The 26,831-nt window shown below is 70.6% G+C and carries 20 protein-coding genes and 1 pseudogene; 7 read left to right on the top strand and 14 right to left on the bottom strand.

The window, feature by feature from the left end; translation table 11 throughout:
- Nucleotides 1-300: 300 nt before the first annotated feature.
- The 4 genes from lnt to RM812_RS09520 all read left to right on the top strand — a co-directional run bounded on the left by lnt (nt 301) and on the right by RM812_RS09520 (nt 5,389).
- Complete coding sequence (gene lnt, locus RM812_RS09535) at nt 301-1,914, top strand: apolipoprotein N-acyltransferase (RefSeq protein ID WP_311571984.1); 1,614 nt, start codon at nt 301-303, stop codon at nt 1,912-1,914.
- 68 nt (nt 1,915-1,982) lie between these two features.
- Nucleotides 1,983-2,462 carry an NUDIX hydrolase gene (locus RM812_RS09530; RefSeq protein WP_311571983.1) on the top strand — a complete coding sequence of 160 codons (480 nt, stop codon included), beginning with the start codon at nt 1,983-1,985 and terminating at the stop codon, nt 2,460-2,462.
- Between the two features lie 54 nt (nt 2,463-2,516).
- Nucleotides 2,517-3,317, top strand: coding sequence for a 3-hydroxybutyrate dehydrogenase (locus tag RM812_RS09525; RefSeq protein ID WP_311571982.1), 801 nt, complete (start codon nt 2,517-2,519; stop codon nt 3,315-3,317).
- A gap of 101 nt (nt 3,318-3,418) precedes the next feature.
- On the top strand, nt 3,419-5,389 hold the full coding sequence (locus RM812_RS09520; RefSeq protein ID WP_311571981.1) for a helix-turn-helix domain-containing protein: 1,971 nt from the start codon (nt 3,419-3,421) through the stop codon (nt 5,387-5,389).
- Nucleotides 5,390-5,438: 49 nt separating this feature from the next.
- Here RM812_RS09520 and RM812_RS09515 read toward each other — a convergent pair whose 3' ends face one another.
- Nucleotides 5,439-6,818 (bottom strand): MFS transporter, encoded by a 1,380-nt coding sequence (locus tag RM812_RS09515; RefSeq protein ID WP_311571980.1) that lies wholly within the window; start codon nt 6,816-6,818, stop codon nt 5,439-5,441.
- Nucleotides 6,819-7,410: 592 nt separating this feature from the next.
- On the opposite strand from RM812_RS09515, the gene RM812_RS09510 reads away from it, so the two are divergent.
- Complete coding sequence (locus tag RM812_RS09510; protein ID WP_311571979.1) at nt 7,411-7,851, top strand: VOC family protein; 441 nt, start codon at nt 7,411-7,413, stop codon at nt 7,849-7,851.
- A gap of 51 nt (nt 7,852-7,902) precedes the next feature.
- Here the strand turns inward: RM812_RS09510 and RM812_RS09505 are convergent, their stop codons facing one another.
- From RM812_RS09505 to RM812_RS09450, 12 genes and pseudogenes are all read right to left on the bottom strand, one after another.
- A complete protein-coding gene (locus RM812_RS09505; RefSeq protein ID WP_311571978.1) occupies nt 7,903-8,529 on the bottom strand; it encodes an SAM-dependent methyltransferase in 627 nt (208 codons plus the stop codon).
- Nucleotides 8,530-8,595: 66 nt separating this feature from the next.
- Nucleotides 8,596-9,849, bottom strand: coding sequence for an MFS transporter (locus RM812_RS09500; protein ID WP_311571977.1), 1,254 nt, complete (start codon nt 9,847-9,849; stop codon nt 8,596-8,598).
- A gap of 46 nt (nt 9,850-9,895) precedes the next feature.
- On the bottom strand, nt 9,896-11,197 hold the full coding sequence (locus RM812_RS09495; protein WP_311571976.1) for an ATP-grasp domain-containing protein: 1,302 nt from the start codon (nt 11,195-11,197) through the stop codon (nt 9,896-9,898).
- Nucleotides 11,187-11,747 carry an NADPH-dependent FMN reductase gene (locus RM812_RS09490; RefSeq protein WP_311571975.1) on the bottom strand — a complete coding sequence of 187 codons (561 nt, stop codon included), beginning with the start codon at nt 11,745-11,747 and terminating at the stop codon, nt 11,187-11,189. Before RM812_RS09490 ends, RM812_RS09495 begins: the two co-directional genes overlap by 11 nt.
- Nucleotides 11,744-15,196 (bottom strand): ATP-grasp domain-containing protein, encoded by a 3,453-nt coding sequence (locus RM812_RS09485; protein WP_311571974.1) that lies wholly within the window; start codon nt 15,194-15,196, stop codon nt 11,744-11,746. The genes RM812_RS09490 and RM812_RS09485 overlap by 4 nt, the downstream gene beginning before the upstream one ends.
- A gap of 22 nt (nt 15,197-15,218) precedes the next feature.
- Nucleotides 15,219-15,818, bottom strand: coding sequence for a serine O-acetyltransferase EpsC (epsC, locus tag RM812_RS09480; RefSeq protein ID WP_311571973.1), 600 nt, complete (start codon nt 15,816-15,818; stop codon nt 15,219-15,221).
- A gap of 88 nt (nt 15,819-15,906) precedes the next feature.
- Nucleotides 15,907-16,929 (bottom strand): PLP-dependent cysteine synthase family protein, encoded by a 1,023-nt coding sequence (locus tag RM812_RS09475; protein WP_311571972.1) that lies wholly within the window; start codon nt 16,927-16,929, stop codon nt 15,907-15,909.
- Nucleotides 16,926-17,912 (bottom strand): formylglycine-generating enzyme family protein, encoded by a 987-nt coding sequence (locus tag RM812_RS09470; RefSeq protein WP_311571971.1) that lies wholly within the window; start codon nt 17,910-17,912, stop codon nt 16,926-16,928. The genes RM812_RS09475 and RM812_RS09470 overlap by 4 nt, the downstream gene beginning before the upstream one ends.
- A complete protein-coding gene (locus RM812_RS09465; protein WP_311571970.1) occupies nt 17,909-19,600 on the bottom strand; it encodes a WD40 repeat domain-containing protein in 1,692 nt (563 codons plus the stop codon). Before RM812_RS09465 ends, RM812_RS09470 begins: the two co-directional genes overlap by 4 nt.
- Nucleotides 19,597-20,253 carry a GTP cyclohydrolase II gene (locus RM812_RS09460; protein WP_394816432.1) on the bottom strand — a complete coding sequence of 219 codons (657 nt, stop codon included), beginning with the start codon at nt 20,251-20,253 and terminating at the stop codon, nt 19,597-19,599. Before RM812_RS09460 ends, RM812_RS09465 begins: the two co-directional genes overlap by 4 nt.
- An 81-nt stretch (nt 20,254-20,334) precedes the next feature.
- Nucleotides 20,335-20,814: a deaminase gene (locus RM812_RS09455; RefSeq protein WP_311571968.1), complete on the bottom strand. Its 480-nt coding sequence runs from the start codon at nt 20,812-20,814 to the stop codon at nt 20,335-20,337.
- Nucleotides 20,815-21,513: 699 nt separating this feature from the next.
- A pseudogene (locus tag RM812_RS09450) lies at nt 21,514-22,041 on the bottom strand (helix-turn-helix domain-containing protein); the annotation flags it as partial.
- Between the two features lie 533 nt (nt 22,042-22,574).
- Between RM812_RS09450 and RM812_RS09445 the strand changes: the two are divergent.
- Together RM812_RS09445 and RM812_RS09440 are read left to right on the top strand one after the other, a co-directional pair.
- Entirely contained in the window at nt 22,575-23,060 is a 486-nt protein-coding gene (locus tag RM812_RS09445; protein WP_311571967.1) for a hypothetical protein, read from the top strand.
- 749 nt (nt 23,061-23,809) lie between these two features.
- On the top strand, nt 23,810-25,027 hold the full coding sequence (locus tag RM812_RS09440; protein WP_311571966.1) for a hypothetical protein: 1,218 nt from the start codon (nt 23,810-23,812) through the stop codon (nt 25,025-25,027).
- Here RM812_RS09440 and RM812_RS09435 read toward each other — a convergent pair.
- Nucleotides 25,011-26,831: an asparagine synthase-related protein gene (locus tag RM812_RS09435; protein WP_311571965.1), complete on the bottom strand. Its 1,821-nt coding sequence runs from the start codon at nt 26,829-26,831 to the stop codon at nt 25,011-25,013. The two genes, RM812_RS09440 and RM812_RS09435, sit on opposite strands and share 17 nt — an antisense overlap.

Genomic DNA, 26,831 nt, shown 5'->3' with positions numbered 1-26,831 from the left:
TAGCACCGGCGGCGGCCCGTAGCCGCCACCGGCCGCCGTCCGCGTCCGGACGGGCCGCAGACCTCACCCCCTCTCGACCCACCGTGCCGGCCGCCCGCGCCGATCCGACCTGGCGGGCCCGCCCCCCGCCCGGGTAGGCCGACGACCGAGGCTCCGGCACACCGTGACGGCCGGTCGGCGGATCGCGGGCCGCTCGGCACCCGGTGGTGCCGAAACGATGCGGCACCGGCCGCCCACGGGCCCAGGCCGTCCCCGGACCGCGCTGTCGGCGGCGCGGTCACTCGCCGTACACTCCGGTGGGTGACAGCCACCGCAACCTCCGTCGGCGAGTCGGACCGGACGAAGCCGCAGACCACGCCCCCTTCGCGCGTCGCCGCGCGGCTCCTGCGCCTCCTCCCGGCCGTCGCGGCCGCGCTCTCCGGAGTGCTGCTCTACATCAGCTTCCCGCCGCGCACGCTGTGGTGGCTGGCCCTGCCCGCCTTCGCCGTCATCGGCCGGGTGCTGCGCGGCCGCGGCTGGAAGGCGGGCCTCGGCCTTGGCTACCTCTTCGGGCTCGGCTTCCTGCTGCCGCTGCTGGTGTGGACCGGCGTCGAGGTCGGCCCCGGTCCCTGGCTCGCCCTGGTCGCGATCGAGGCGATCTTCGTCGCGCTGGTCGGCGCGGGCGTCGCCGCGGTGTCGAAGCTGCCGGCCTGGCCGGTCTGGGCGGCGGCGCTGTGGACCGCCGGAGAGGCGGCACGCGCGCGTGTGCCCTTCGAGGGCTTCCCCTGGGGCAAGATCGCGTTCGGACAGGCGGACGGCGTGTTCCTGCCGCTCGCCGCGGTCGGCGGCACACCGGTCCTCGGCTTCGCCGTCGTCCTGTGCGGCTTCGGCCTCTGCGAGGTCGTGCGCCTGGCCGCCCGGGCGCGCCGCACCGAAGAGGTACGCAGGAGCGCGGCGGCAGTCGCCCTCCTCAGTGTCGCCGTACCCGTCGTCGGCGCCGCGGCCGCCCGGCCGCTGGTCAGCGACAAGGCGGAGGACGGCACCGCCACCGTCGCAGTGATCCAGGGCAACGTGCCACGCGCCGGCCTCGGCTTCAACGCCCAGCGGCGGGCCGTACTGGACTACCACGCGCGCGAGACGGAACGCCTGGCCGCCGAGGTGAAGGCCGGCAAGGCCGACCAGCCGGACTTCGTGCTGTGGCCGGAGAACTCCTCGGACATCGACCCCTTCGCCAACGCCGACGCACGCCTCGTCATCGACCGGGCCGCCAAGGCGATCGGCGCGCCCGTCTCGGTCGGCGGCGTCGTGGAACGCGACGGCAGGCTGCTCAACGAGCAGATCCTGTGGGACCCGGACAAGGGCCCCGTCGACACCTACGACAAGCGGCAGATCCAGCCGTTCGGCGAGTACCTGCCGTTGCGCTCGCTCATCGGGGCGATCAACGACGACTGGACCTCCATGGTCAGCCAGGACTTCAGCCGCGGCACCGAACCGGGCGTGTTCACCATGGCCGGCACCGAGGTCGGCCTCGTCACCTGCTACGAGGCCGCGTTCGACTGGGCCGTGCGCTCCGAGGTCACCGACGGCGCCCAGATGATCTCCGTACCCAGCAACAACGCGACGTTCGACCGCAGCGAGATGACCTACCAGCAGCTCGCCATGTCCCGCATCCGCGCGGTCGAGCACAGCCGGACCGTCACCGTCCCGGTGACCAGCGGCGTCAGCGCGGTCATCATGCCGGACGGAAGGATCACCCAGAAGACCGGCATGTTCGTGGCGGACTCCCTGGTCCAGGAGGTGCCCCTGCGCTCCTCCCGGACGCCCGCCACCCGACTGGGCGTGGCGCCCGAGATCGCCCTGGTGCTGGTCGCGGCCGGCGGACTCGGCTGGGCCGTCGGGTCCGGTGTGCGCGGACGACGCGCCCGCGGTGTGTAGCAGTACGCCCGCCGCACGCCCCGCGCCATCGCCGGGCGGTGCCCGACCAGCCCATTAGGGTCGTGCGCATGGCTACTCCCGACTTCATCCGCGACCTGCGCACCTCGGCCGGTCACCAACTGCTCTGGCTCCCCGGAGTCACCGCCGTCGTCTTCGACGACGCGGGCCGGGTGCTGATGAACCGGCGGTCCGACAACCGGCGCTGGTCACTCATCGGCGGCATCCCGGAACCGGGGGAGCAGCCCGCCGCCTGCGCCGTGCGCGAGGTCAGGGAGGAGACGGCCGTACGGTGCGTCGTCGAACGCGTGGTCCTCGTCCAGGCGCTGAACCCGGTCGTGTACGGCAACGGTGACGTCTGCCAGTTCATGGACATCACCTTCCGCTGCCGTGCCGTCGGCGGGGAGGCCCGGGTCAACGACGACGAGTCGCTGGACGTGGGCTGGTTCGACGTGGACGCGCTGCCGGATCAGAAGGAGTTCGTGCAGGTCAGGGTCAAGCAGGCGCTGTCGGACGCCCCCACATGGTTCGACCATACTGGTACCGGCTGAAGTATGGGGCGTGCCCACATGGGGTGCGGGACACGCGCTGCCTAGGGTCGGGACATGACCTCGCCCAGCCCCCTCCCGGCTCCCCACGCCTCCTCGCTCGACCTCGACGGCCGTACCGCCCTCGTCACCGGCGCGGCCGGCGGTATCGGCCGTGCCTGCGCGCTGCGGCTGGCCGCCGCCGGGGCCAAGGTCAGAGCGGTCGACCGGGACGCCGCCGGACTGCGGACGCTCGCCGAGAGCGGCGGGAACCTCCGGGGCGGCGTCGAGCCGCACGTCCTGGACCTGACGGACCTGGACGCCGCCGAACTCGTCGCCGCGGGCACCGACGTCCTCGTCAACAACGCCGGGCTGCAGCTGGTGCGGCCGATCGAGGAGTTCCCGCCGGACGTCTTCCACACCGTGCTCACCGTGATGCTGGAGGCGCCGTTCCGCCTCATCCGCGGTGCCCTGCCCCACATGTACGGGCAGGGCTGGGGCCGCATCGTCAACATCTCCTCCGTCCACGGCCTGCGCGCCTCGGCCTACAAGGCGGCCTACGTGTCCGCCAAGCACGGACTGGAGGGACTGTCCAAGACCGCCGCCCTCGAGGGGGCCGCCCACGGCGTCACCTCCAACTGCGTGAACCCCTCCTACGTGCGCACCCCGCTCGTGGAGAAGCAGATCACCGACCAGGCCCGGGCACACGGCATCCCCGAGGAACAGGTGCTCTCCGACGTACTGCTGAGGGACAGCGCCGTGCGGCGCCTCATCGAACCGGAGGAGGTCGCCGAGGCCGTGGCGTACCTGTGCGGCCCGCAGGCGTCCTTCGTCACCGGCACCTCACTCGTCCTGGACGGCGGCTGGACCGCGCACTGAAACACGACCCCGGCAGGCCCGACGGGCAGGACGGCACCCACGGCGACCCGGGTTGTCCACAGGGCTGCCGGGCCGACCGTGCGATGGGGAATCCTGTGACCATGTCCCGCGATCACGTGCAGTCCGCCGAGCGCTTCGCCCACGGTGCCGGAGCGCCGGCCGACGACGCCGCGGACCGGTCACCCACCGCCGCCGAGACGCCGTTCCTGGAGCTGCTGGCCCGGGGCGCCTCCGCCGACGCCTATGAGCAGCCGGTGCTGCGCGCCCGCGTGGAGGGAGGGCCGGCCGAGCGGATCGACGCGCTCGAAAAGGCCAAACGCCTCGCGCTGCGCGTCCGCTCCGAACTGGAGGGCCGGCGCAGAAGGGAGGCTGAGCTGTCCGCACTGTTCGAGACGGCCCACGACCTCGCCGGACTGCGCGACCTGGACGCCGTGCTGCGCGCGATCGTGCAGCGTGCCCGCTCGCTGCTCGGCACCGACGTGGCCTACCTCAGCCTCAACGATCCGGACCGCGGCGACACGTACATGCGCGTCACCGAGGGCTCGGTCGCGGCCCGCTTCCAGCAGTTGCGGCTCGGCATGGGGGAGGGGCTCGGCGGCCTGGTCGCCCAGACCGCCCGCCCCTACGTCACCGACGACTACTTCGAGGACGCCCGCTTCCAGCACACGCGCACCATCGACGCCGGGGTACGCGACGAGGGCCTCGTCGCCATCCTCGGCGTACCCCTGATGCTCGGCCACCACGTCATCGGCGTGCTGTTCGCCGCGGACCGGCGCGCCCGCGTCTTCGAACGCGAGCAGATCGCCCTGCTCGGCTCCTTCGCCGCCCTCGCGGCGGCCGCCATCGACACGGCGAACCTGCTCGCCGAGACCCGCTCGGCCCTGGCCGGACTGGAGCGGGCCAACGAGATCATCCGGGACCGCAGCGCGGTCATCGAACGCGCCTCCGACGTCCACGACCGGCTCGCCGAACTCGTCCTGCGCGGCGGCGGCGTCCACGACGTGGCCGCCGCCGTCTCCCAGGTCCTGGACGGCACCGTCGAGTTCGCCGAGGCCACCGCGACACCCGCGAGAGCACTGGAGGCGTCCCGGGCCGAGGGCCACGCGGTGCGGCACGAGGACGACTGGGTCGCCGCCGTCACCGCCGGCGGCGAACTGCTCGGCGCGCTCGTGCTGCACGGCCACCCCGGGCTCGACCCCGTCGACCAACGCACCCTGGAACGCGCCGCGATGGTCACCTCCCTGCTGCTGCTCGCCCGGCGCTCCGCCGCCGAGGCCGAACAGCGTGTCCGCGGTGAGCTGCTCGACGACCTGCTCGACGCCCGCGACCGCGACCCGCGCCTGCTGCGCGAACGCGCCGCCCGGCTGCGTGCCGACCTCGACGCCACGCACGTCGTCCTCGCCGCCCGCCTCGACGCCACCGCGCCCGACGCCGAACAGGAGGCGGACGCGCGCCGACGCCTGTGGGCCGCGGCCTCCCACCTCGCCGCCACCCGGCACGGCCTGGCCGCCGCCCGGGACGGCGGCACCGTACTGCTGCTGCCCCTCGCCACCCGGGACGGCGCCACGGATCTGGCCCGCCGCACCGCCCGGGACCTCGGCACCGCCGTCCACGAGGCCGTCACCGTCGGCGCCTCCGCCCCCGTCGAGGACCTCACGGCCGGCCCCGAGGCCGTGGCCGGCGCCTACACAGAGGCCAGACGCTGCCTGGACGCCCTGCGGCTGCTGGGCCGCACCGGGGACGGCGCAGCAGCCGAGGACTTCGGGTTCCTGGGGCTGCTGCTGGCCGGGGACCAGGACGTCTCCGGCTTCGTCGACCGCACCATCGGCGAGATCGTGGCCTACGACGAGCGACGCGGCACCGAACTGCTGCGCACCCTCGACGCGTACTTCGCCTGTGGCATGAGCCCCGCCCGCACCAAGGACGAGCTCCACGTCCACGTGAACACGGTCGCCCAGCGCCTGGAGCGCGTCGGCCGTCTCCTCGGCGAGGACTGGCAGAACCCCGATCGCGCTCTGGAGATACAACTCGCCCTGAGACTCCACCGGTTGTCGGCCACGCCACGCGGGTGACCCCGCACGCACGGGCGCACGGGGTCACCCGGGGGAGGTGGCACAGCGGTCAGGTGGTGCGTGCCCGGGGGACGCGGGAGTCGGCCGGCTCCTCCGGGCCCTCGTCCGAGGACGCGACCTCGGCGAGGTCCCGGTGCCGGGTCTCCTTGGCCACGCCCACCGCGATCAGCGTCAGCACGACCGAGGCGATGACATAGAGGGAGATCGGGGTGGAGCTGTCGTACTCGTTCAGCAGCGCGGTGGCGATCAGCGGCGCGGGGGCACCAGCGGCGACCGAGGCGAACTGCGCGCCGATGGAGGCGCCGGAGTAGCGCATCCGGGTCGCGAACATCTCGGAGAAGAAGGCCGCCTGGGGTGCGTACATCGCGCCGTGCAGCACCAGGCCCACGGTCACCGCGAGGAGCAGACTGCCGAAGCGGCCCGAGTCGATCAGCCGGAAGAAGGGGACCATCCACAACCCGACACCAGCCGCACCCAGCAGATAGACGGGGCGCCGGCCGATCCGGTCCGACAACGCGCCCCAGGCCGGGATGACCGCGAAGTGCACGGCCGAGGCGATCAGCACCGCGTTGAGCGCGGTCTGCTTGGAGACGTCGGCCGCGGTGGTGGCGTAGACGAGGATGAAGGCCGTGATCACGTAGTAGCTGATGTTCTCCGCCATCCGCGCCCCCATCGCGATCAGCACGTCACGCCAGTGGTGCCGCAGCACGGAGACCAGGGGCAGCGGTTCGGCGTCCGCCTTGCGGGTCCGGGCCTGGGCCAACGCCTGCTTGAAGACGGGAGATTCGTCGACGGAGAGACGAATCCACAGGCCGACCATGACGAGCACTCCGGACAGCAGGAACGGTATGCGCCAGCCCCAGCTGTCGAACGCGGAGTCCGACAGCACGGCCGTCAGCAGGGACAGCACACCGGTGGCCAGCAACTGCCCCGCCGGCGCCCCGGTCTGCGGCCACGACGCCCAGAACCCGCGCCGCCGCGCGTCCCCGTGCTCGGACACCAGCAGCACGGCCCCGCCCCACTCACCACCGAGCGCGAAGCCCTGCACGAGCCGCAGCACGGTCAGCAGCACGGGAGCGGCCGTGCCGATGGTCGCGTGCGTGGGCAGCAACCCGATCGCGAAGGTCGCCCCGCCCATCATCAACAGGCTCAGCACCAGCAGCTTCTTGCGCCCGAGCCGGTCACCGTAGTGCCCGAAGACGAGAGCCCCCAGCGGCCGCGCGGCGAAGCCGACGGCGTACGTCAGGAACGACAGCAGCGTGCCGACCAGCGGGTCGGAGTCCGGGAAGAACAGCTTGTTGAAGACGAGGGCGGCGGCGGAACCGTAGAGGAAGAAGTCGTACCACTCGATGGTGGTGCCGATGAGGGACGCGGCGACGATGCGCTTGAGGTTGCCGGGTGTCGGTGGAGCGGTTGCTGCGGAGGCCATGTGCGCCACTTCCTCGTGTGCGGTGGGGACGGGTACGTGTCGGGACACGGTAGGAAGCCGCAGGTCAGGGGCACATGTGGCGGGGCACCATAGTTCGCGCACTGGGTATGCGCGCGGCCACCATGCTGGCTTACGGAGGGCTGGCTCAAGGGCCCGGAGGAGGCCGATACGAGCGCTGTCCGGGAAGTATGGTCAGTGGTGATTCGGCGGCGTGGTGCCGGCTCCCGTGCTGACTTGGTGCTGACCACGCTGCGTCACACTCGGGTATGTGGTGTGCTGCTCGGGCGGGGGCTTGTCCGGTGGTTACCGTCTTCAGCGGCTTCTCCTCATCCAGCAAGGCGTACACCTGCTGCCGCTGGGCGACCTCGCAGAACGCCGCGGCGTCGTTCTGCGAGGCCATGCGGGAGGTGATGAAGAGCGACACGACATCGACGCCGGGTGGAGGATGCAGGACGAAGTGCGCCGGCAGAGCGGACTTCCCCGCCCACCAGCCCGTTTCATCTATCAGCGCGGGATGAAAAGAGGCTCGGCAAGTGATGCCGCTGCTTCGCTCGGCGGAAGTGCGAGGCCGGCCTTCTGCCATAATCGGCCCATGTCTCATACCTGGCCTTCCCACTTAGATGTCGGCGCCGTCAGGTTCGCCCGGCCGACGGCGAAGTACGACGAAGTCCTCGTGTTCTACCGCGACGTTCTCGGCCTGCCGGTGCTGGCTGAGTGGCGCGGACACCGCGGATACGACGGCGTGGTGCTCGGCCTGCCCGGGACACCGGTGCACATGGAGCTGTTGCAGCACGGCGATCCGCCGCGCGTCCCCGAGCCCGACCCGGAGAATCAGCTGGTCCTCTACCTGCGGGGCCCCAAGGCGGTCGCCACCGCGACCCGGCGGCTCGCCGAGCACGGGCACCACCCGGTCCCGCCGGTGAATCCGTACTGGGAGGACCACGGCGCCGTTCTGTTCGAGGACCCCGACGGCTGGCAGGTCGTGCTCGCACCGTGGGTGTTCGGCGCGGAACAACCACCGACCGCCCTGTAGGCGCTGCGGCGGTCCACCGCCGCTGGGACTCCACACAGAAGTCTCAGCGGCCTACTGCTTCGGCCGCACCGCATGAACAAGCATGTCGTCCACCTCGGCTCTCAAGTCGTCGCGTTCGATGACGGTGTGCGAGACAAGCGAGAAGCCGTGCCCGGTCAGCAGGGCCTTGACCGTGGACTCCACGTAGGTGCGGATGTAGCGGCCGTCGGTCCAGGGTGCGGTCGGGTTCTCCGTGAACGCGCAATCGTCGGAGCGGCGGCGGAAAACGTTCAGCCAGAGGCTCCCGCCGGGTACGAGGACGTCCCTCACCTTCTCGAGATAGGGATCCAGATCGTCCGGGTGCTGGTGGTGGAAGCACCCGCTGTCCAGCACCGCGTCGAAAGCACCGGTCGGCCTGTAGTCCATGAACCCGCGCACCTCGAACGAGGCCCTGTCATAATCCGCGCGGATCTTCTCCCACTCCGCCAGCGGCGTCAGGTCCAGCCCTACGGCCTCGTGTCCCGCCCCGGCAAGGACTGCGACATCGCGCCCTCGCCCGGTCCCTATGTCGAGAACACGGCTGCCCGGTGCCAACGTGCCAAGCATGAGCCGCGCGGCGTACCGCTGTTCGTCCGTCTCGGTCCACGAGTCGCGTGCCTGTGCGTAGATCTTGTCGGCCCAGCTGGTGAAGCGGGCCATGTACTCAGTCGAATTCAATGACTCGTCTCCTTCCTGTGCAGCGAATGCAGTTGGTGGACATGAGGTTCACTCCGCCCGGGCCTCCGCCTCGGGTTCTTCGGCCGGCGGGACGGCAAGGGCTCCCGCGCCGACAGCCAGGAAAAAGGCCGCCCAGCCGGCCCAGGACCAGGCGCCCCATGCCAGGCTCGTGCTGATCAGTGGGGGACCGATGACGGTGGCCGCGGCGAAGCCGAGGTTGAAGGCCGCCAGATGTCCAGTCCTGCGCTCCTCCGGGATGTGCTGCAGTGCAGCCCCGGTGCAGCCCGCGACGATGTACAGCTCCGCCAGGGTGAAGAGCACGGCGACCATCGCCACCACGGCCACTGCCTGATAGGGGCCGACGTCACCCGACAGCGGTACGGCCACGGCTGCGAGCGCGGAGATGATTCCGCCCCGAAGCATCATCCCGCGCGCTGTGCGGTGCTTCTCCGAGCCCCGGGAGATCCGTACCTGAAGAAGCACCACCAGCACGGTGTTGAGCAGCTGGCACAGTGTCACGCTCCAGCCCGGCGCCTCGGTCTCCTGCACGATCCACAGCGGCAGCCCGATGGCCAGTACCAGGGCGGACAGGGTGAGTGCCCCGTACAGCACCGTGATCCCCAGGAACGGGCGGTTGCGCAGGATGCCCGCGCGGTCGGCCGCGGCACCCGCCCTCCTGCCCGCGGGTCCTTCACCCTCGGCGGGGAACCGTCGGCAGACGACGGCGCAGCAGACGAACACCACGGCGGAGGAGGCCAGGACGACCTGGTAGGCCCAGCGTTCGTCCACAGTGATCGCCCAGCCCGCCGGCAGCGCACCGGCGGCCATGCCCGCGTTCCGCAGGGTCCGCAGTCGGGCCAGCGCTCCCACCTCACCGGCCTTGTCACCGTCGCCCGCCGCGAGCATCGCGGACTCGATGAGCGGGCCGATGCCCCGGCTGAGAAGACCCGCGACCAGCGACACGGAGAGCGCGGCCGTGAAGGAGGTGGCCAGGGACAGCCCGAGGAAGGCGGCGCCCCGGACCACGAACAGCAGGCACAGCGCGTTGCGGACCCCGAAGCGCTCCGCCGCGCGGGCGATGGGCATCGCCCCCGCCATCGAGGCGACGCCCGAGGCCCCCAGGATCAGTCCGACCTCATGGTTCGACAGGTCCACCGCCCGGTTGAGGAACAGCACCGAGGAGGCCAGGTACATGCCCAGACCGATCGCGTCCGCCAGTTCGACCGCGTAGATCGGCGCCCTCGATGCTCCGGCGCGGTCCGCGCCCGGTGCTTGTTCGGTGAGTGATGGCCCGTCGGTCACGTCTGCTCCTGGTCTGTGTTCCTTGGTGGTGGCATCGGGGGTGTGCTCACCCCTGACGCGGGCCGCCCGGAGGCGTCACCGGCTCCAGGCGCACGTCCAGCGCCTGCTCGACGGCCTCGGCCAGCGCGCGTGCCTCGTCCAGCGTCCCGGCCCGCAGCATGTAGCTGGCCAGATGGAGGGTGCGGGCCCGGCTGACCTGCTGGCCCGGCCGGAAGCGCGGGCTGAGGTAGACGAGTTCGGGGAATCGCTCGCGCACCTTCGCCGCGTCCTCCTGCGAGGCGACACGCCACTCACCCTCCGGAATGGGCATGAACCGGTGCCAGGCCGCCCGGCGCAGCACGACGCCCTCGGTGGGCGGCAGACGTAGTGCGGCCCGGCCGATCTGCGCCGCGTAGTCGTAGTCGGCCGCAGTCCGCAGGAGATCCGGTACCGGGCCGCCGGCGCGTGCGTTGACCTCGATGACCACCGGGCCGCGCGCGGTGAGGGCCACCTCGGTGTGCACGGCGCCGCTGGTCAGGCCCACAGCTCGGATCGCCCGGTCCGCGCAGGCGATCACGTCCGCCTGTCGCGCCGCCGGAAGCCGTGAGGGCAGGATCAGGCCCTCCTCCGCATAGCCGTGCCGCAGGCGTAGCCGGTCCGTCACCACCAAGTGGTGGGCCTGCCCCTCGACCAGCAGGCTCTCGACGCTGACATAGGCCGCGTAGTCCGTATCGCCGTCCGCCTCCACCTGGAGACGCTCCTCCAGCAGGAACCGGTCGTCCTCCTGGAGGAAGGGGCCGGTGGCCGCTCTCGCCTCCTCGTACGCCCTCTCCAGTTCGGCCTGGTCGCGTACGAGCCGGACGCCGGTGCTGCCCGCTCCCAGCGACGGCTTGAACACGGCGGGCAGTCCCACGCGCGCGGCGGCGGGGGCCAGATCGGCGGCGCCGCGCAGTTCCGCCGAGCGCGGCGAGGGAACTCCGCGCTGCGCGAAGACCGCGCGCTGCCTGGCCTTGGACTGGGCGATCGCCACCGACTGCGGGCTGTTGCCGGGCAGCCCGAGCCGCTGAGCGATCTCCGCCTGCGGACGCAGGAGCAGCTCCGAGTACGTGACCACCCCGTCGATCCGCCGCCTTCGGTGCAGGGCTGCGACGGTCTCCGCGGCCTCGGCGAAGTCGGCGGCGATCAGGCACTCACCGTCCAGGCCCCGGGAGGACCAGTCGGCGCGTACCGGGTCCACGGGGGTCCACGCCGTCAGGTGGAGGACGCTGATCGTGGATGTGACGGTCTGGAGGGAGTCCAGCGCGTCCTCGGGCGCGTGTCCGCCGATGCCGGTGAGGAGCAGCAGGTGCTGCTCGCCGTCAGTGGTCATGGCGCGGCTCCTCGGACGGCGCGGCCGCGGGGCCGGCACGGAAGGAGAGCAGCTCGGTGACCAGTTCGTCGGCCCGCTCGACGAGGTTGTCGAAGTCGTCCCCGGGTTCGAAGTCGGTGGAGGTCACCGCCACGTGGGTGGGCACGGCCCAGCCGCTCAGCGCGCGGGTGACCGTGCGCAGGTGGTCGCAGGCGACGGCGGCGCTGCGGGGGCCTCCCCCGGCCGCGAGGATGCCGACCGGCTTGGCGGCGAGACTGTCGCCTTCCAGGTGATCGAGAGCGTTCTTGAGGAGTCCGCTGAAGGTGCCATGGTAGACCGGCGAGGCCAGCACCACGGCGGAGGCGGAGGCGACGCGGTCCCGCAGGAGTGCCGTCTGGCTGCCCGGTTCCGGGTCCGCGTACTGCTCGATGTCGTGCAGCTGCGTGAACTCGGTGGACAGGTCGACCAGTTCCGGCGTACTGCCGTGCTGGACGAAGCGTTCCATGACGAGCTCCACAGCCCTGCGGGTGACGGAGTCCTTCGAAGCACTGCCGAGAACGCAAAGGATCACCTGGTGCCTGCGCTTTCTGTGGTGGGAGGGGTGTCGAGGAGCACTCGTGTGCTCGTCTCGGCCAGTTCGACCAGACGCCGCACCTCGAGCGGATCGTCGTCGGCGAAGACATGGGTGCTCACACCGCTGCCGGAGAAGGACGAGGCGGAGGTCGGCTGTCCGGGCTCGGCGGCCACGGAACGCGCGTACGCGTGGTCCGCCACGGCCGAGTCGTCCAGTTCCCGCAGTACGCCGCCCGGGGAGTAGTGCACGGTCCAGCCCGCGTACGCGGCCACCGGATCCCGTCGTATGCGGCTGGGGTCCTCGCCGGCGTCCAGGAGCAGCTTGGCCCGGTCGAGGTGGATGCCGCGGGTCGCCCGGAAGGCGTCGGCGACCCCTCCCCCTCCCGGCCGCGCGGCGACCTCGCAGAAGGTCAACTCGTCGGCGGGGGAACGGAACGCCTCCAGATGCACCACGCCGTCGTGGACCTGCCACGCGTCGATCACCGAGGCGAGCAGGACGCCGGCCGCCGACCGCAGGCCGGGCTCGGACACCGTGCGGGAGGACAGCGGCAGCCCCCGTCGCAGGGCGAGGGTGTCCCGTGTGTACAGCGAGACGTCCCAGACAGGCTCGCCGCCGGTCACCAGGGCGTCGATGTGGCACAGCTCGTACGGCACGTACTCCTCGCAGAGGAAGACGCCCGGCCGGAATCCGGTGTCCAGCCAGTGAGCGGCGTCCTCCGCGCCGGTGAGGAAGCGCACGCCCTGTGACCCGGAACCGCTGCGGGGCTTCACCACCACCCGGCCGTGCTGCTCGAGCATCGTGGTCAGGTCCGCTCTGGTGTCGAGCACCCGGCCCCGGGCGTGGGGGATGCCGGCCCGGCGGGCGATCTGCTTCATGACGGCCTTGTCCACGAAGCGCGCCACCTGCCGGGCTGTGTCACCGGGTGCGGAGAACCTGCCGCGCAGAAGTGCGGCCGGGGCCAGGAGGCGTTCCGAGACCGTGGCGACGCGGTGCACGGGGTGAGTGGCGTGCACGGCCCCGGCGAGGCGGCCGACGGCCGAGTCGTCGAAGACGTCCACGGCCGCGGCGAAGTCCGCGCCCCGGGTGGTCAGGGCGTCCTGGGCCGAGGACAGGACGCTGAGCCGGTACCGGTCGGGCGGGAACAGTGACGTGCCGTCCTCGTCCGTCCACGCCTGCGGGCCGATCCTGTCCAGCACCAGTACATGCGTACGGTCCAAGGGATCCGTCCTGAACGTGTGCGAGGCCTCGACGTCCGCGGCACGTTCCGCGGCCTGCGCGGGGTCCGGGCCGGTCACGGTGAACCGCAGCCGCGTCCCGGGGCCTCCCCGGTGCCGGATGTCGCCCGTGGCGAGGGGCGTCTCGGCGCGGAACACACCGGTGAGGGCGAACAGTTCGTCCGCCGGGGTGGACTCCACCACGCGGAAGGGTCCCGCAGGCGCGGGCAGCGAGCGCCACAGTGCGGTCCGGGCGCGGCGTGCGGGCAGCCGGGGCGAGCGTCCGAGCGCGGCCTCGGCGGCGAGTGTGAGCAGGCCGCGGGTGTGCACGGCGTCGAAGAGGTCGACCATGGAGGCGTCGACACCCGGCACGAGTCCGACCTCCGCGTCGCCGCGCGCGTCCGTGTCCGGGCCCGGGACGACGCAGCGGACGAGACCCGTCGCCCCGGACTCCCGTACAGCGGCCGCCGCTCGGGCCTGCAGCCGTTCGGCGGCACCCGACTCCAAGGCGGTGGGGAAGCGGCGTTCCGTACCGCCGCCGTGGCGGAGCTCGTCGATGACGCCGAGCGGAACGGCGTCATCGGTGCGGCCGGGGACGGGGCCCAGTACCAGCACGATGTGCGCGGCGCTCTCCTCGTCCGGGGGCGCCGCGGGCTCCAGGGGCTTCTCACCGCGCAGGCGCCGGGCGAGCGGCTCCAGACGCGGGCTCGCCGCGACGGTGCCCTCGACGGGACCGGCCGAGCGGAGCCGCTCGTACAGCTTCTCCGCCTCCTCCCAGGAGGCGACGTGATGCCAGGCACCGGCGGACCGCGCAGACGGACCGGGCCGCGCGTCGGCGTCTTCGTCCGGGGCGATCCAGAGAGTGCTGATCCGGTCGGTGATCGGGCGGACGGCGTCGATGATCCGGTCGAACGGCACGTCGCCCGGCTCCTGCGGCCCTGCCAGCAGCACGAGGTGCGGGCCGGGCGGGACCGCGGTCGCCGCGACTTCGCCGTCAGCTGGTCCGTCGGGCACGATGGCCAGCTCGGCCAGGAGGGCGTCGGCGGTCGTCCTGGCGGCCCGGTCGGCGGACTCGGCGCAGTCCCCGCACGCCAAGACGTAGCCGAAGCGGTCCTGGTTGTCCCTGAGCGGTCGCACCCGGTCTCCCGGCCCTGCCCAGACGTCGGCCATCGCCACCGCGGGTCCCCGCTTCTGCGGTGCGGCGGAAGCCGAGACGGTTCCGCCCGTCACGCTGAACAGTTGCCGCAGGGCCACCGCTGCCACGGGAACACCTGCCTCGGCCACTGGCCGTCCCGAAGCCAGGTCCACCAGGTCCAGGGCCAGGGACCGGCCCAGCGCCAGGGATATCTGGTGGGCCACCACGTGGCCTGCGACCCGGGGGTTGACCTCGATGAGCACCGGCCCGGCGGGCGTGATCAGCATCTCCACATGCACGGCACTGCACCGGACGCCGAGGGCCCGCACCACGTCGACGGCGTACTGGCGGGCGGCCTCCATACCGGGGAAGCGAGCGGGGAAGTGGCCGCCCAGTTCGGCGGTCGTTCCCGCCGGGGCGGGCACCCGGTCGACGAAGCCCAGCACGATCACACGGTCGTCCTGGACAAGCATCTCGGCACTGACGTGCCGGCCGACGGCGTACTCCTCGACCAGGATCAGGGGCGGTTTCGGCGGAGCGAACGGAATGGGCCGCATGGCTTCCCGGAGAGCCCGGCGCGCCGAGGTCTCGTCCCACACCACCGACACCCCGATGGACCAGCCGCCGTCGGCCGGCTTCACGACCACGGGATAGCCGATCTCCCGCGCCGCGGCCAGCCCCGCCTCCTCGCCGGTCACGGCCCGCCAGGCCAGGCCGCCGAGCCCCGCCATGTCGAGTTCGTCGCGGACCGCGGCCTTGTTGGTCAGCATCAGTGTCGTCTCGGGGTCCTCGTGCGGCAGGCCGAGGTCCCGGGCCAGGCAGGCCGAGACGTACGCGTGTGCCTCCTCCCGGCAGATGACACCCGTCACCGGGTTGTCGCCGAGTCGGCCCTCCAGCTCGGCGGCCAGATCGGTGACCGAGGAGAGGCCCGGTATCTCGATGGTCCGCGTGGCCGCCGACATCAGCTCGGCCCCGGGCTTCGCGCGGTATCCGCTCAGGTCCCCGGAGAGAAAGGTGACCTCGACACCGGCTTCCACCATTTCCTGGACGCAGTCGAACCCTCTCACCGACGACGTCTCGACCAGGATGACGTGCACTGGAATCCCCCTTGAAGCGATTTCACTTGATGGAAGCCGGAAAGTGCGTGACGCTTGTGTCGTTCTTCCTCCCCCCGCGGATCTCACTGCCGGCCGCCCGGACGCTGTGTCCGGCCGGTACGTCGCCGGTCACCAGGGAGTGCGCGCCGATCACGCAGTCGTCCCCGACCTGGACGGGACCCAGCACGGAGGCGCTGACACCGACCACCACACGGTCACCGAGCGTCGGGTGCCGCCGCTCACCGGGCTTCCTCCGCCGGTCCTTCCACCAGCCCACGGCACCGATCGTGACCTGGTGGTACAGGGTGACGTCCGTGCCGATCACCGCGTCCTCGCCGATCACCACGGCGGCGCCGTGATCGATGAACAGCCGCCGCCCCAGCCTGGCCCCCGGATGGATGTCCACCCCACCCGACAGGAACCGTCCGAGCAGCGACAACAACCGGGCCAGGAACCGGTGCCCCCGCGTGTGCAGCGGGTGTGAGACCCGGTGGAGCCACAGCGCCGGCAGATGGGGCGCCAGGAGTGCCTCGCTCCTGCCGCGTACCGCCGGATCTCGCTCCACGACCACGCACAGGTCCTCCCGCAACCGCGCGCCGGCGGCCAGCAGTACGCCGATCACCGTGCCTCCCCTTCCGGCCCACCGGCCGGGAACGCGGACGGAGGCGTCCCGCGCCCGCGTTCTGCGGCGGTTCCTCTCCGGCGCGTGCTCATCGCCCGATCCGCGCCCATTCCTCGGGCGTTCCCGCGTCGGGCAGAACGGTGACCACGGTGTCCGAGGGCGGCAGCGAAGCGGCCACTTCCCGCGCCGTGGACCAGTTCGCGGCGGCCGAGGTGCCGATACGGATTCCCGTCGCCGCGAAGAACTCCGCCATCAGCTCCAGGCAGCGGGAGTGGGAGACCGTGTGATGCTCGATCTCGTCGTCGTGGAGTGTGACGAACGGCTGCCGAATGCCGTACCCCATGCCGCCCGACCCGGCGTACTTCGGCAATCCGTTGGGCGGTTGCTCGCTGGCGTAGGGGAGTTCGGACGGGGTGACCCCGACGGCCCTCACTGCGGGATCTCGTCGCCGCAGGGCGCGGAGCACACCGATGAGCGTGCCACCTGTGCCGATGGAAGCCACCCAGGCCGCCACCTTCCGCTCCCGGGTCTGTGCCACGATCTCGGCGCCGGTCGTGCGCTCGTGGAAGAACAGGTTGGCCGGGTTGCGGTGCTGGTAGAGCAGGTGCCAGCCGGGGTCCTCCTCGGCGGTCCGCAGGGCGCGGCGGACGACTTCGAGAAAGCCCTTCTCCTTGTCCACGAGATCCACCTCGGCTCCCCGCGCCTCCAGGGTGTCGAGCAGGCTGCGGGGGCTCGCGGAGGAGAGGACGTACCGGGAGCGTATGCCGAGTTCCGCACAGAGCGCGGAGAGCGCACGGGAGAGGTTCCCGCCGGAATACTCGAGCACCTTGAGTTCGCTCAGCGGACGGTCCCCGTGTTCCTCCAGTGCACTGCCCAGCAGGGCGTAGGCGACGCGGTCCTTGACGGAGCCCTCCGGGTTCTCCCACTCGCACTTGGCCATCACCGTGGCGCCGCCGTGGGGGCCGGGTACCTCGATCAGCCGCGTGCGCCCCACGTCCTGGCCGAACTTCCCGTAGGCGGGATGCCGTTCGGCCAGCGTCTCGTAGGGCACAGCGCAAGCCCGCAGCGTGTAGGGCGCCTCGAGCGGCGCGATGGACGGGGCTGCTTTCATGGTGTCTCCGCAATCCGGAAGCCCATGGCGTAGATGGGCTTGCTGTACCAGCCGTGGCGCCTGCGGCACCGGGTGAGGTCCCCGAACCGGGTGAAGCTTCCGCCCCTGGCTATCCGGTAGGGCTTCTCGTCCCGCGCCAGATCGTCGGCGACGCGCGGCCCGCCGGGGTAGGGCCGGTAGTCGTCGGCCACGTACTCTTCGACGTTGCCCGCCATGTCGTCGCAACCGAACGGCGCACGGCCCTCGGGATAGATCCCCACGGGGGTGGTCCCCAGTGGGCCCGCCTCAGCGGTGTTGCAGCGTTCCGGGTGGAAGGCTTCTCCCCACGGATACTCCCGGCCGTCCCCACCGGAGGCGGCGTACTCCCATTCCGCCTCCGTGGGAAGCCGGAAGGCGCGGCCGGTCCGGCCGGCCAGCCACCGGGTGTACGCGTCGGCGGCCTCCGGCGGCACCGTCCACACCGGATGGTTGGACAGGTGGGCCGGGTACACCCCGAAGCGCCACGACGTCGGCAGCCACCGCTCGTCCGTGTCCTCCAGGAACCGCCGGTACTCGGCGTTGGTCACCGGATACCGCGCGAGCCTGAACCGCGCCACGTCGACGGTGTGTTCCGGGGTCTCCTTGCGGATCCACTCGGGCAGCACGCCGACGTGGCGCCACTCCTGCGCCGTGGCCGCCACCCGCGCGGGGTCCAGTCCCATCCGGAACGTACCGGCCGGCACCTCGACCATCGCCGGGTCCAGCGCAGAGATCCTGGGGTCTTCGAGCAGGCCGAGGAGGGAGCCGGCCGCGAGTCTCTCGGTGAAGGGCAGCAGGTGGTCCTCAGCCGCGGCCGCCAGGTGTTCCGGCTCTCGGCCGGCGAGCTTGCGGTGGGCCTCGGCCAGGAGGACGTGGTCCGTCCGCGAGACGAAGGACCGGGGCAGGCCCATCGCCTCGCGGTCGGCCAGATCGTTCGGGTTGGCCGGGAGCCCCGCCCGCGTCACGCCCGCTCCAGCGGGACCTCGTAGACCGTGCTGTCGTACGAGCCCGCGAGGAAGGTCTTCGCCTCGCCGTCGTAGTGCAGCGAGGAGATGCCGGCCGTGGTGGGGCGGGTGACCGTGGGCCAGGTGCCGGTGGCGCGGTCGTGGACGGCGACCAGTCCGTTGTAGGAGCCGGTGGCGATATAGCGGCCGTCCGCCGAGGCGCTGACGCACTTGATCGAGTGGTCGTGCGGGGTGTCCAGCGTGACGACGGCGTCCTCGCCGCTCCAGACGCGCAGCTTCAGATCGCGGCTCACGCTGGCGAAGGCGCCGTCGCCGAGACCGACACAGCCGTTGGCGATCTTGTCGTGGGCCTGCGGTGCGCGCCGGGTCTCGGTGAGGGAGATGGTGGAGAACCAGGCCGCCTCGGCGTCCGCCGACACCGAGAAGATCGAGTCGCCGCTGACCGCGACGCCCTTCACCGCGTTCCCGTGCAGGTGCAGCGTCTCCTCCAGCCGGAACTCCCCGTCGGGTCGCAGGGAGAAGACCAGGCCCTCACCCGTGTAGGCGCCGATCACCACGTGCGGCAGCCCTTCGCGGACGAACGCGGCTCCGCAGTTGAGCGGCGAGCGGTGCTGGTGCAGCACCTTGCCGCTGAGGGCGTCGAAGACCGTCCCCATCTGGCCACCGGTGACCACGCGGTCGCCGACCTCGGTCAGGAAGTTGCAGAGGCTGCCGGTCCTGGCCCGCGCCGCGCCGTTCTCCCGAAGGATGCCCGCGTCACCGATGGTGAGGCGGGCTCCTCGGCGGGTGATGACCGCGTTGACACCGGGCGTGGGGTCCACCCCGTCGAGGTCCCAGGAGTCGTCGTCGATGCGGTAGGTGGCGTACGAGGTGCCGAACGTGGCGAACACCAGAGTGTTGTCGTCGAGGAACGCGCAGGAGCGCGGCCACACGTCGCTGGGCAGCGACGAGGAGGCGACCGGGGCCAGGCCGTCGGAGGTGTCCCAGACCCGCAGTGTCCGGTCGTAGCTGAGACTGACCAGCAGTTCTCGGGCCGCGTTGTGGACCAGCCGCTTGATGCCCGCCTCGTGCGCCGGGTGTGTGGTCGTGCTCTCGTCCTGGATCAGGACGATCTCGCCGTCGTCGTTACCCGCGTAGACGATGCCGTTGGAGTCCAGGGCGACGGTGTCCGTCTCGACTCCGCCCAGGTCGATGTCCGCGACCTTCGCGCCTTTGCTCAGCGACCAGCGCTTGATGGTGCCGTCGTCACTGGACGAGATCAGCTCGTCCCCGTCCCTGGCCCACTCGACGGAGATGACATCCGCGGTGTGCCCCTCGAAGACGAACCGAAGCTCTCCGCCGAAGCCGTATACCCGGACCCGGTGGTCGCGGGAGGCCGTGGCGATCAGCGGCTCGGTGGGGTGGAAAGCAGACATCTCCACGTCGTCGTCGTGGTTCGAGAAGACCGTGACAAGTTTCAGATCCGGAAGCGACCACAGCCGCGCCGTGTAGTCACTGGAGGAGGTGAGCAAGTACGTGCCGTCGGGGCTGAAAGAAACCTGGTTGGCCAGGTGATCATGAACCCCGCGGGCCAGGGGCTGCCGGTCGGCGGCGTTCCAGAGCACGACCTGGTTGTCGTAACCGGCAGTGGCCACATAGGTGCTGTCGTAGGCGGCGATGCCGCTGATGGGGCCGCGGTGGCGTATCACGGGAACATCCCTTCGAGATCAATGGTGTGGCGGGTCTCGGTGGCCTTGGCCGCCAGGTACCGGTAGTTGTCGGGGTTCACGTGCGCGACGGTGGGCAGCACCTTGCGCAGGCGGATGCCGTACCGGCGCAACTGTTCCGCCTTGTCCGGATTGTTCGTCAGCAGGTCGATCTCCACGGCACCCAGGCAGTGCAGAATCTGCGCGGCAGCCGTGTAATCCCGCTCGTCGGCGGCGCGTCCCAGCTGTAGATTGGCGGCATACGTGTCATGGCCGTCGTCCTGGAGCTGGTAGGCGTCGAGCTTGTTGTACAGCCCTATGCCACGTCCTTCCTGACGCATGTAGAGCAGGTAGCCGCCCCGCTCGTGGATCATGGCGAGGGCATCGGTCAGCTGCGGACCGCAGTCGCAGCGCCGGGACCCGAGAACGTCTCCGGTCAGGCACTCCGAATGCACGCGGACCAGCGGGATGCCCGTTGGCTCCCCGAGGCGAACCGCCAGGTGTTCCTGGCCGTCGGCGAGGCCATGGAACGTGATGAGTTCGGACTGCACAGACGTGTACGCTTCTAGATCCAACGGCACTACTGTCCGCCTCCGGACCTCGGCCCGGCCAAGAGGCCGGTTTCCAACGGGCAATTGACTCGTCGTCACCTTCATCCCCGTTCATCACACATGGTGCAGATCACTTCATTGGCGCGCAGGGGCATGGACTCTCTTTCATCCGCCCTTTTGCGCGAATCAGCCTTTTGACTGGTCGAGGCGTCCCAGATGAGCGTTGACGGCCCGGGCGTCCGCAGCGAGTTCCGGCAGTTCGACCACCCTTACCCCTGCCTCCGTCAGCAACTCACAGCCGACGCAGTCCGCGACGAACAGGGAGGGTTCACGCCAGGCGATGACGACGCGCGGCAGTCCGGCGGCCAGGATCCGGTGCGCGCACGAGATCGCCGAGTGGCTGCGCCGGGAGCACGGCTCCAGCGTGCTGTAGATCGTCGCGGTGCGCAGCCGGACGTCGTCGGACGGAAGCTTGGCGAGTGCCGCCTGCTCGGCGTGCTCACGCCCTCCGTTCTCACGGCTGTAGCCGGACGCCAGCTCCCTTCCGTCGGCGCCGACGACGACGGCACCCACGGAGTACGCGCCCTCCGACGGCGGGCAGAGCCGGGCCAGTTCGACCGCTCGGCGCATCCAGTGGAGGTCACGCTCGCGGGAAGACGTGGACATCAGGAGTGCTCCTTCGGGGCGTAGCGAAGCAGGACCATGTCTCCGCAGACAGCGCTCGATCGCCGAGCGGTCAGCCGGTTGACTGGTGTCGCTGGAACCAGTCGCCTGGACGGCCGCCGCGTCGGCCGAGGTGCCGGCGCCGTCGATACCCGCGTTCCGGCCTGAGTCGTAGTTCCAGGAGTTCGCGAAGCCGCTATCCGGAGCGAGCGACCACAGATGCGTCGAGGCCGACGGCTTGCGAGTGCCGGAGCACTGTTCCGCGGCGACTGGGAGTCAGGGATCGCCGGATGCGCATGCTACGTCCCCCTAATTCTTTGGTGCTGCTGTTGTTGCTGAAGTGATCCAATCAGGCCAGACGGAGAGTTCGCCAGAGCGTTCGAGTTTCTGACGCAAAGCGCGTACTTGACGCGTGCATGCTACTCATGTACCGGGCCCCCGGGCGCGAGCTCCCCGCGAACGCCGGCGCCGGACACGGCTTCGCACGGGGACGTCACCGGCGTGACGACGCAGCGAGTGGTGAGCCCGATGTGAGCCGCAGCGCCAACGGGATGGAGCACCGCCGGATCGCGGCGGTGCCAGTGGCCGCCACCAAGGTTCTGGGCTGTGGTTCTCCAGTCTGGAGCCGACCTCGTCAGCATGTACCGAATGGCCGGAATCACATCCCGGTGGAAGGCCCTGGTGGCCTGAGTCAGCGAGTTCGTGCAGATGAAAACGGGGATGTGCCAGCAGCCACTTCTTGATGACCCGCGTTTTGTGGGTGACGCAGTTGTCCAGGATCAGGTGCACGTCCAGGTCGGCGGGCACCTCCTTGTCCAGCTTGGCCAGGAATTTCTTGAACTCCACGGCCCGATGCCTGCGGTGCAGAGAGCCGATCCCCTTCCCCGTGGTGCCCACCTCCAGGGCCGCGAACAGGGTGGTGGTGCCGGCCCGGACGTAGTCGTGGCTGCGGCGCTCGGGAACCCCGGAAGCCATCGGTGAGCGGTGCGGGGCCGGCGCGAACGCCCGTCGGATCCGCGAGATCGCGGACTGCGACATGCCGGTGGCCACCGCCACCGCCATCGACCGGGTCGACCAGTGGGTGGCGTTCTTCGGCTTCTCCTCCAGCGTCTTGACGATGACCCGCTCGACGTCCGCGTCGGTGATCTTCCGCGGGACACCGGACCGCGGCTCGTCGGACAGGCCGTCCAGACCACGTTCGATGAAACGCCGCCGCCAGGCGCGGACCGTCGAGTGTCGACGCGCCCCAGCCCTCCAGCACGGCCCGCTGGGCATCGGTCACCGACAACGGCGGAATCTTCGGACCGTCGGGGGAGCGGGTGCTGCTGAGGCCATGTGCACCGCTTCCTCGTGCGCGGTGGGGACGGGTACGTGTCGGGGCACGGTAGGAAGCCGCAGCTCAGGGGCGCATGTGGCGGGGCGCCATAGTTCGGGGACGGGGTATGCGCGCGGCCACCATGCTGGCTCAGGGAAGGGTGGTGTAGCCGGCCATGTCGAAGCCGTCGGCGGCTCCTGCCACGCGGGTCGCACGACGTTCCGTTGACCCTCATGCCACCGTTTCGCCCGTTCCGCCTGAACGGCGAGCACCTCACTGATCGCGGATCACCCCCGACTTCGTCCTCTGCGCCGGCCCGTGCCTGATGCGACGTGCAGAACGTCGGCCGGATCATGAGGGTGTGTGGCGCGATTGCGGCCGTTGACCGCCTTGCCCGCGCATGTCACCTTCAGGCGTCGAAGGCAGTCATTCACAGGAGGGACACACCGTGACCACAGGCAGCGCACACAGAAGAGGCGAAGGTACCAGGATCGCCGTCGCGCTCACGGCACTCCTGGTCGCGACGGCCATTGCGGGACCGGCCGCGGCAGCCGCCGGCGGTCCGCCGGCCGGCGCACCGGTGATCGCGCAGTCGATCGAGATGAGCGACCCCACACCCGAGGAGCAGGAGCAGTTGCGGGCCATCGCCGGTGCCATCTGGACGCCCGAGCTGGCGGCCGGCTGGAACATGAACGCCGAGGTGGCCAACGTACTGTCCACGGCCACCGGCGAGATCCTCAAGTGCAGTGAGGCGTTCGCCCTCGTGCCGCGCCCGGCCGGCTTCGTGCCCGGACTCGGCTATCTGGTCAACTATGGGAAGAACCTTCGCGACTACTTCCTGGTCGTGAAGAGCGACCGGACGTACCGTGCCTGCGTGGTCACCGCCGCGGCCAACTACCGCTCACCCATCGAAATGGCCTCCATGGGCATCTGACCAGCCCGGCTGGCGGGCCGCGAAACCGCTGCCCCGCCGCTCGCCGGCCAGGGCCTGTCCGATGGTTCGTGTGACGCTCCGGCTGGGGACTCGTTTCGGGGGGGGCATGGGGCGGGGGGATCTTTCGGATGAGGAGTGGGCTCGGTTGGAGCCGCACTTGCCGGTGAACCGCGGGCGGGGTGGATGTTGTTGCTGGTCGCAGTTCCCACCCACGGGCGGGTGCTCGCCTCCGTCGGTGAGGACCAGCGCGAGTTCCTCGCTCTCCGCGGCATCGACGAGAGCGCACCTCCTGTCCGAAGTCCGCAGGGGGCTCATTCGTGTAGGCCGTCCGGAGGCTTCCGGGTGGTGCTCCGAATGATCAGCACGGACGATGGTGCTCGGGTCCCGGCGCAGCATCAGGTTCTCTGGTCCACTGCGGGGATCGGCTGCTCCGCGACGCCACCACGACGTACGTGCAGCGGGAAGCCAACAGGGGCTCGCCAGAAGGTGCTTCACCCGTGCAGTGCCGCAGTGCCGCAGTGACGGTCGAAGGAGAACCCCGTGGGTCCAGTTCGCATAGGCCGATGCCTGCCGGCGGGTCTCTTCGCGGTCGGCTTGAGTGTCCGTTCCGGTCGCGGTCACCGTCAGCACAGGGGAGACGGGCAGCGGCGTCAGGAGATGATCACGTGAGGACCTCTCCCGGGGCCGGCGTCGGCTCGCGCCTGCGGGCGCTACTGATCACGACGAGCACCAGGCGGTCACCGGCTGCCATGGTATTGATCCTGCTGGTCCTCCTCCCGGCCTCGCTGCTGCTGGGTTGGTGGGGCGTCGAAGACCTCAGCGGGGCCCTGACCTACACGGGGCGCATCACCGGTGCCATCCTCATTCTGGTCTCGGCCTTCTCGTTACTGGGCGCTGCCGCGGTCGTGGACCACTGGCACCGGAGTAGCTTCCCCTATTCCGGGCTGGTCGCGCTGATCGGCACGGTCGCGGCATTGTTGGCCAACACCATGGTCCTGCTGGAGACATTCAGGGACGGCGATTCCATACTTTACCGCGTGCTGTTCAGCCTGCTCACGGCGGGATCCGCGTGGGCCGTATTCGCGGTGTGGCGGACATCGGTCACGATCCCTTCTCCGAAGCGGGTGGCCGCGGCACTGATCGTCTCCTCGGCTCTCGCCGTAGCCAATTTCGGCTATGAACACCTCTACCACCCGTCCCAGCGCGGTGTCAGGCCCCTCGTCCACATCGCCGTGGGTAAGCCTGTGATGAGTAAGGACCGTAAGGAATTCGCCGTGCCGGTCGACATCAGGATCGAGAACCACAGCGATGTGGGTTTCTTCGTGCTCGGCACCGAATTTCACGCCATGGGTGAGCAGGTGTCGCTCAGCCAGACGGACCGGCCGCGCGACCAATGGCGCGCAGATGCTGAGACATTCCGCGACTTCCAGGTGCAACACCCGCTCTCCCGAAGGGAGATCTACCAGGCCGGCCAGCTGGTGCTGGCGCAGCCATGGGTGCCTGCCGGGAACTGGATCGAGGCGCAAGACGCGTTCGTCACCCAAACGGTTGTGCAGCTGCCCATCGACACGCCGTATGACCAGTTGGCGCTCTATGCCTCCGCGCACTTGGCGCGCAAGGATCGGCTCGGTCTGGAGCAGATCCAGGTGGAGGGGTATTCCTGGGGCGGTGGCGCGGTACCCCAGTGGGTCAAGGAGGACAAGAGTCTCGACTCCGTCGTCTACCGCGGCCGGGTGTATGAGAACAACGCGATCGACCAGCATGTGATGGACCCTCGCTACGTCACTGTCTACTGGCAGTTCGGTGCGCACGGTGCAGGCCTGTCGGAATCCATCACGCGAAACGGTGAGGAAGACCGCATCCTCTCCAGAGCGGAAATTCGCGAGATGTTGAGCCGGTACGGCTTGGTCACCGCCGCAACAGGTCCCATCAAACGGACTCTGTGGGACATCAAGTACCAGCGATGACCGGCATGGCCGCACGGCGCGCGCGGGAGCGCTGGTCCAATCGCTCAAGCCACACCACGAGGGCGAGAGAACTGTTCAGGCGGTCCCAGGAATAGGAGCTCCCTATGCCGAACTGTGCTTCCCTCACCGCCCGGCACAGCGTCTCGACGTCGAACATCTCAGCGGTCAGCGGATGTTTCGCGGAGCGGCAGAGGTCGATGAGTTCGTCGCCGTGCGTCCGCAGGCCGCGGGCGTAGAGCTGGTTGAAGGGCACCTTGACGACCCGGCCGCCGATTCGGGAGGGAAGCAGATCCGCCATCGCCTCGCGCAACACCGCCTTCGGACGGCCCGGATGGAACGCCGTCTCGGCGGGGAGGCGGCGCATCGTGGCGATGACCTCCGGGTCGAGGAAGGGGTGCGAGAGGAAGAACCCGTCCTGCGGTGCGCGGCGCCAGGACAGCGGGTCGGGAGCGGCGATGTAGTTGGCGGCCTCGTAGAGGGACTGCTCGGGCTTGCGCCCGAACACGAAGCGGCTCTCCGCGATGCTGGCCTCACGGTAGCCGTGAGCCCGCGCGAATCCAGAACGCAGCCAACGAGGGCGGGTAAAGTTACCGAGGCCGTCGAGCACCGTTCCGCGGCGGCGGACGAACGCTGTGACCCGTTCGGCGGCCAGCGGAAGAGCCGGCTGCACCACGTGGGCGGAGACGACTTCCCACAAGCCCCGCTCGCTGCCCGCGGCCCAGTCACGTGCCTGCCTCGTCATCTGACGGAGCTGCCCGGTGCGGGCCAGCCTGTGGAGGTGAAGCGGGTTGGCGTCCGCAATCGGATCGGCCCCGCAGCCGGTCAAGAGGCTGTCGCAGCCCAGTTGCGCCGCAGCGGCGTGAAGCCTGCTCCAGAACGGCGCGCGGAAGGCGTGCGCATGAGGCTCGTCCGGGTCTCCGGCGTGGTGTGGGAAGTCGTCGAAGTCGGACACGTCGTCGACATCGACGATCATCGGACGGGCGGCGGGCGCGTACCGGCGGATCTCCGCCATCGCCTCGTCCATATAAGGTTGTTCGGCGGCGAGTTCCCCCCTTTCGAAGCGCCCGGCGAGCAGGACAAGGCCCCCAGGGGGTCCCTGTCCGGCGGCCAGCAGACGTGCCGCGAGCAGCGCGACGCTGGTGGAGTCGGTGCCGCCGGAGACATGGCATGCCGTCATCCTGCCCATACGGCGCCCGACAGCGTTCTCCAATGCGAGGCGCAGGTCCTTCGCGGCCCCGCCGAGGTCGGGTTCGTCCGCTGCCTGCACTGACGGCTCGTGGGCCTGACGGACGTGTCGCGGCATCCGACCGCGCAGCTGCCCCGTGGTCGAAAGTTCCACCACCTCGCCACCGAGTATGCGGTGCACCCCGGCGAAGGGGGTGAGTTCCGAGTGAGGTTGCGCCATGTTCCCGGTCAGGTAGCGGCAGAAGTAGCGCCGTTCCAGTCCTGATCCGCCGCCCAGGTGGCTCGCCGAGGTACTCACCGCGGTGACACGACCACCGGACTCCCTGAAGAACAGGGGGATGCGTGCATGCTCGTCGCGCATCAGCAGGATCCGGTCGCGGCACACCAGGACGGCCGCGTAGTCGCCGGTCGGCAGACGCGGTGCCGCTTGCGGCCGGTCCCAGCCCTCGAGGAGGCCGCGCGCACCCGCCACGCGCTCACGGACGGAGCCGACCCAGCCGACGACCACGGCGGTCCTGGCTCGTGAGGAAACCGTCGTCACGAGCCCCTGCCGCTCCATGGCCCCGGCTGTCCAGAGCTTCGGGACGCCCCCGTCCCACTCGAGGCGGAGTGCTTCCAC

The sequence above is a fragment of the Streptomyces lancefieldiae genome (assembly GCF_031845825.1).
Lineage (GTDB): Bacteria > Actinomycetota > Actinomycetes > Streptomycetales > Streptomycetaceae > Streptomyces > Streptomyces lancefieldiae.
This window is presented reverse-complemented; position numbering and strand designations above follow the sequence as displayed.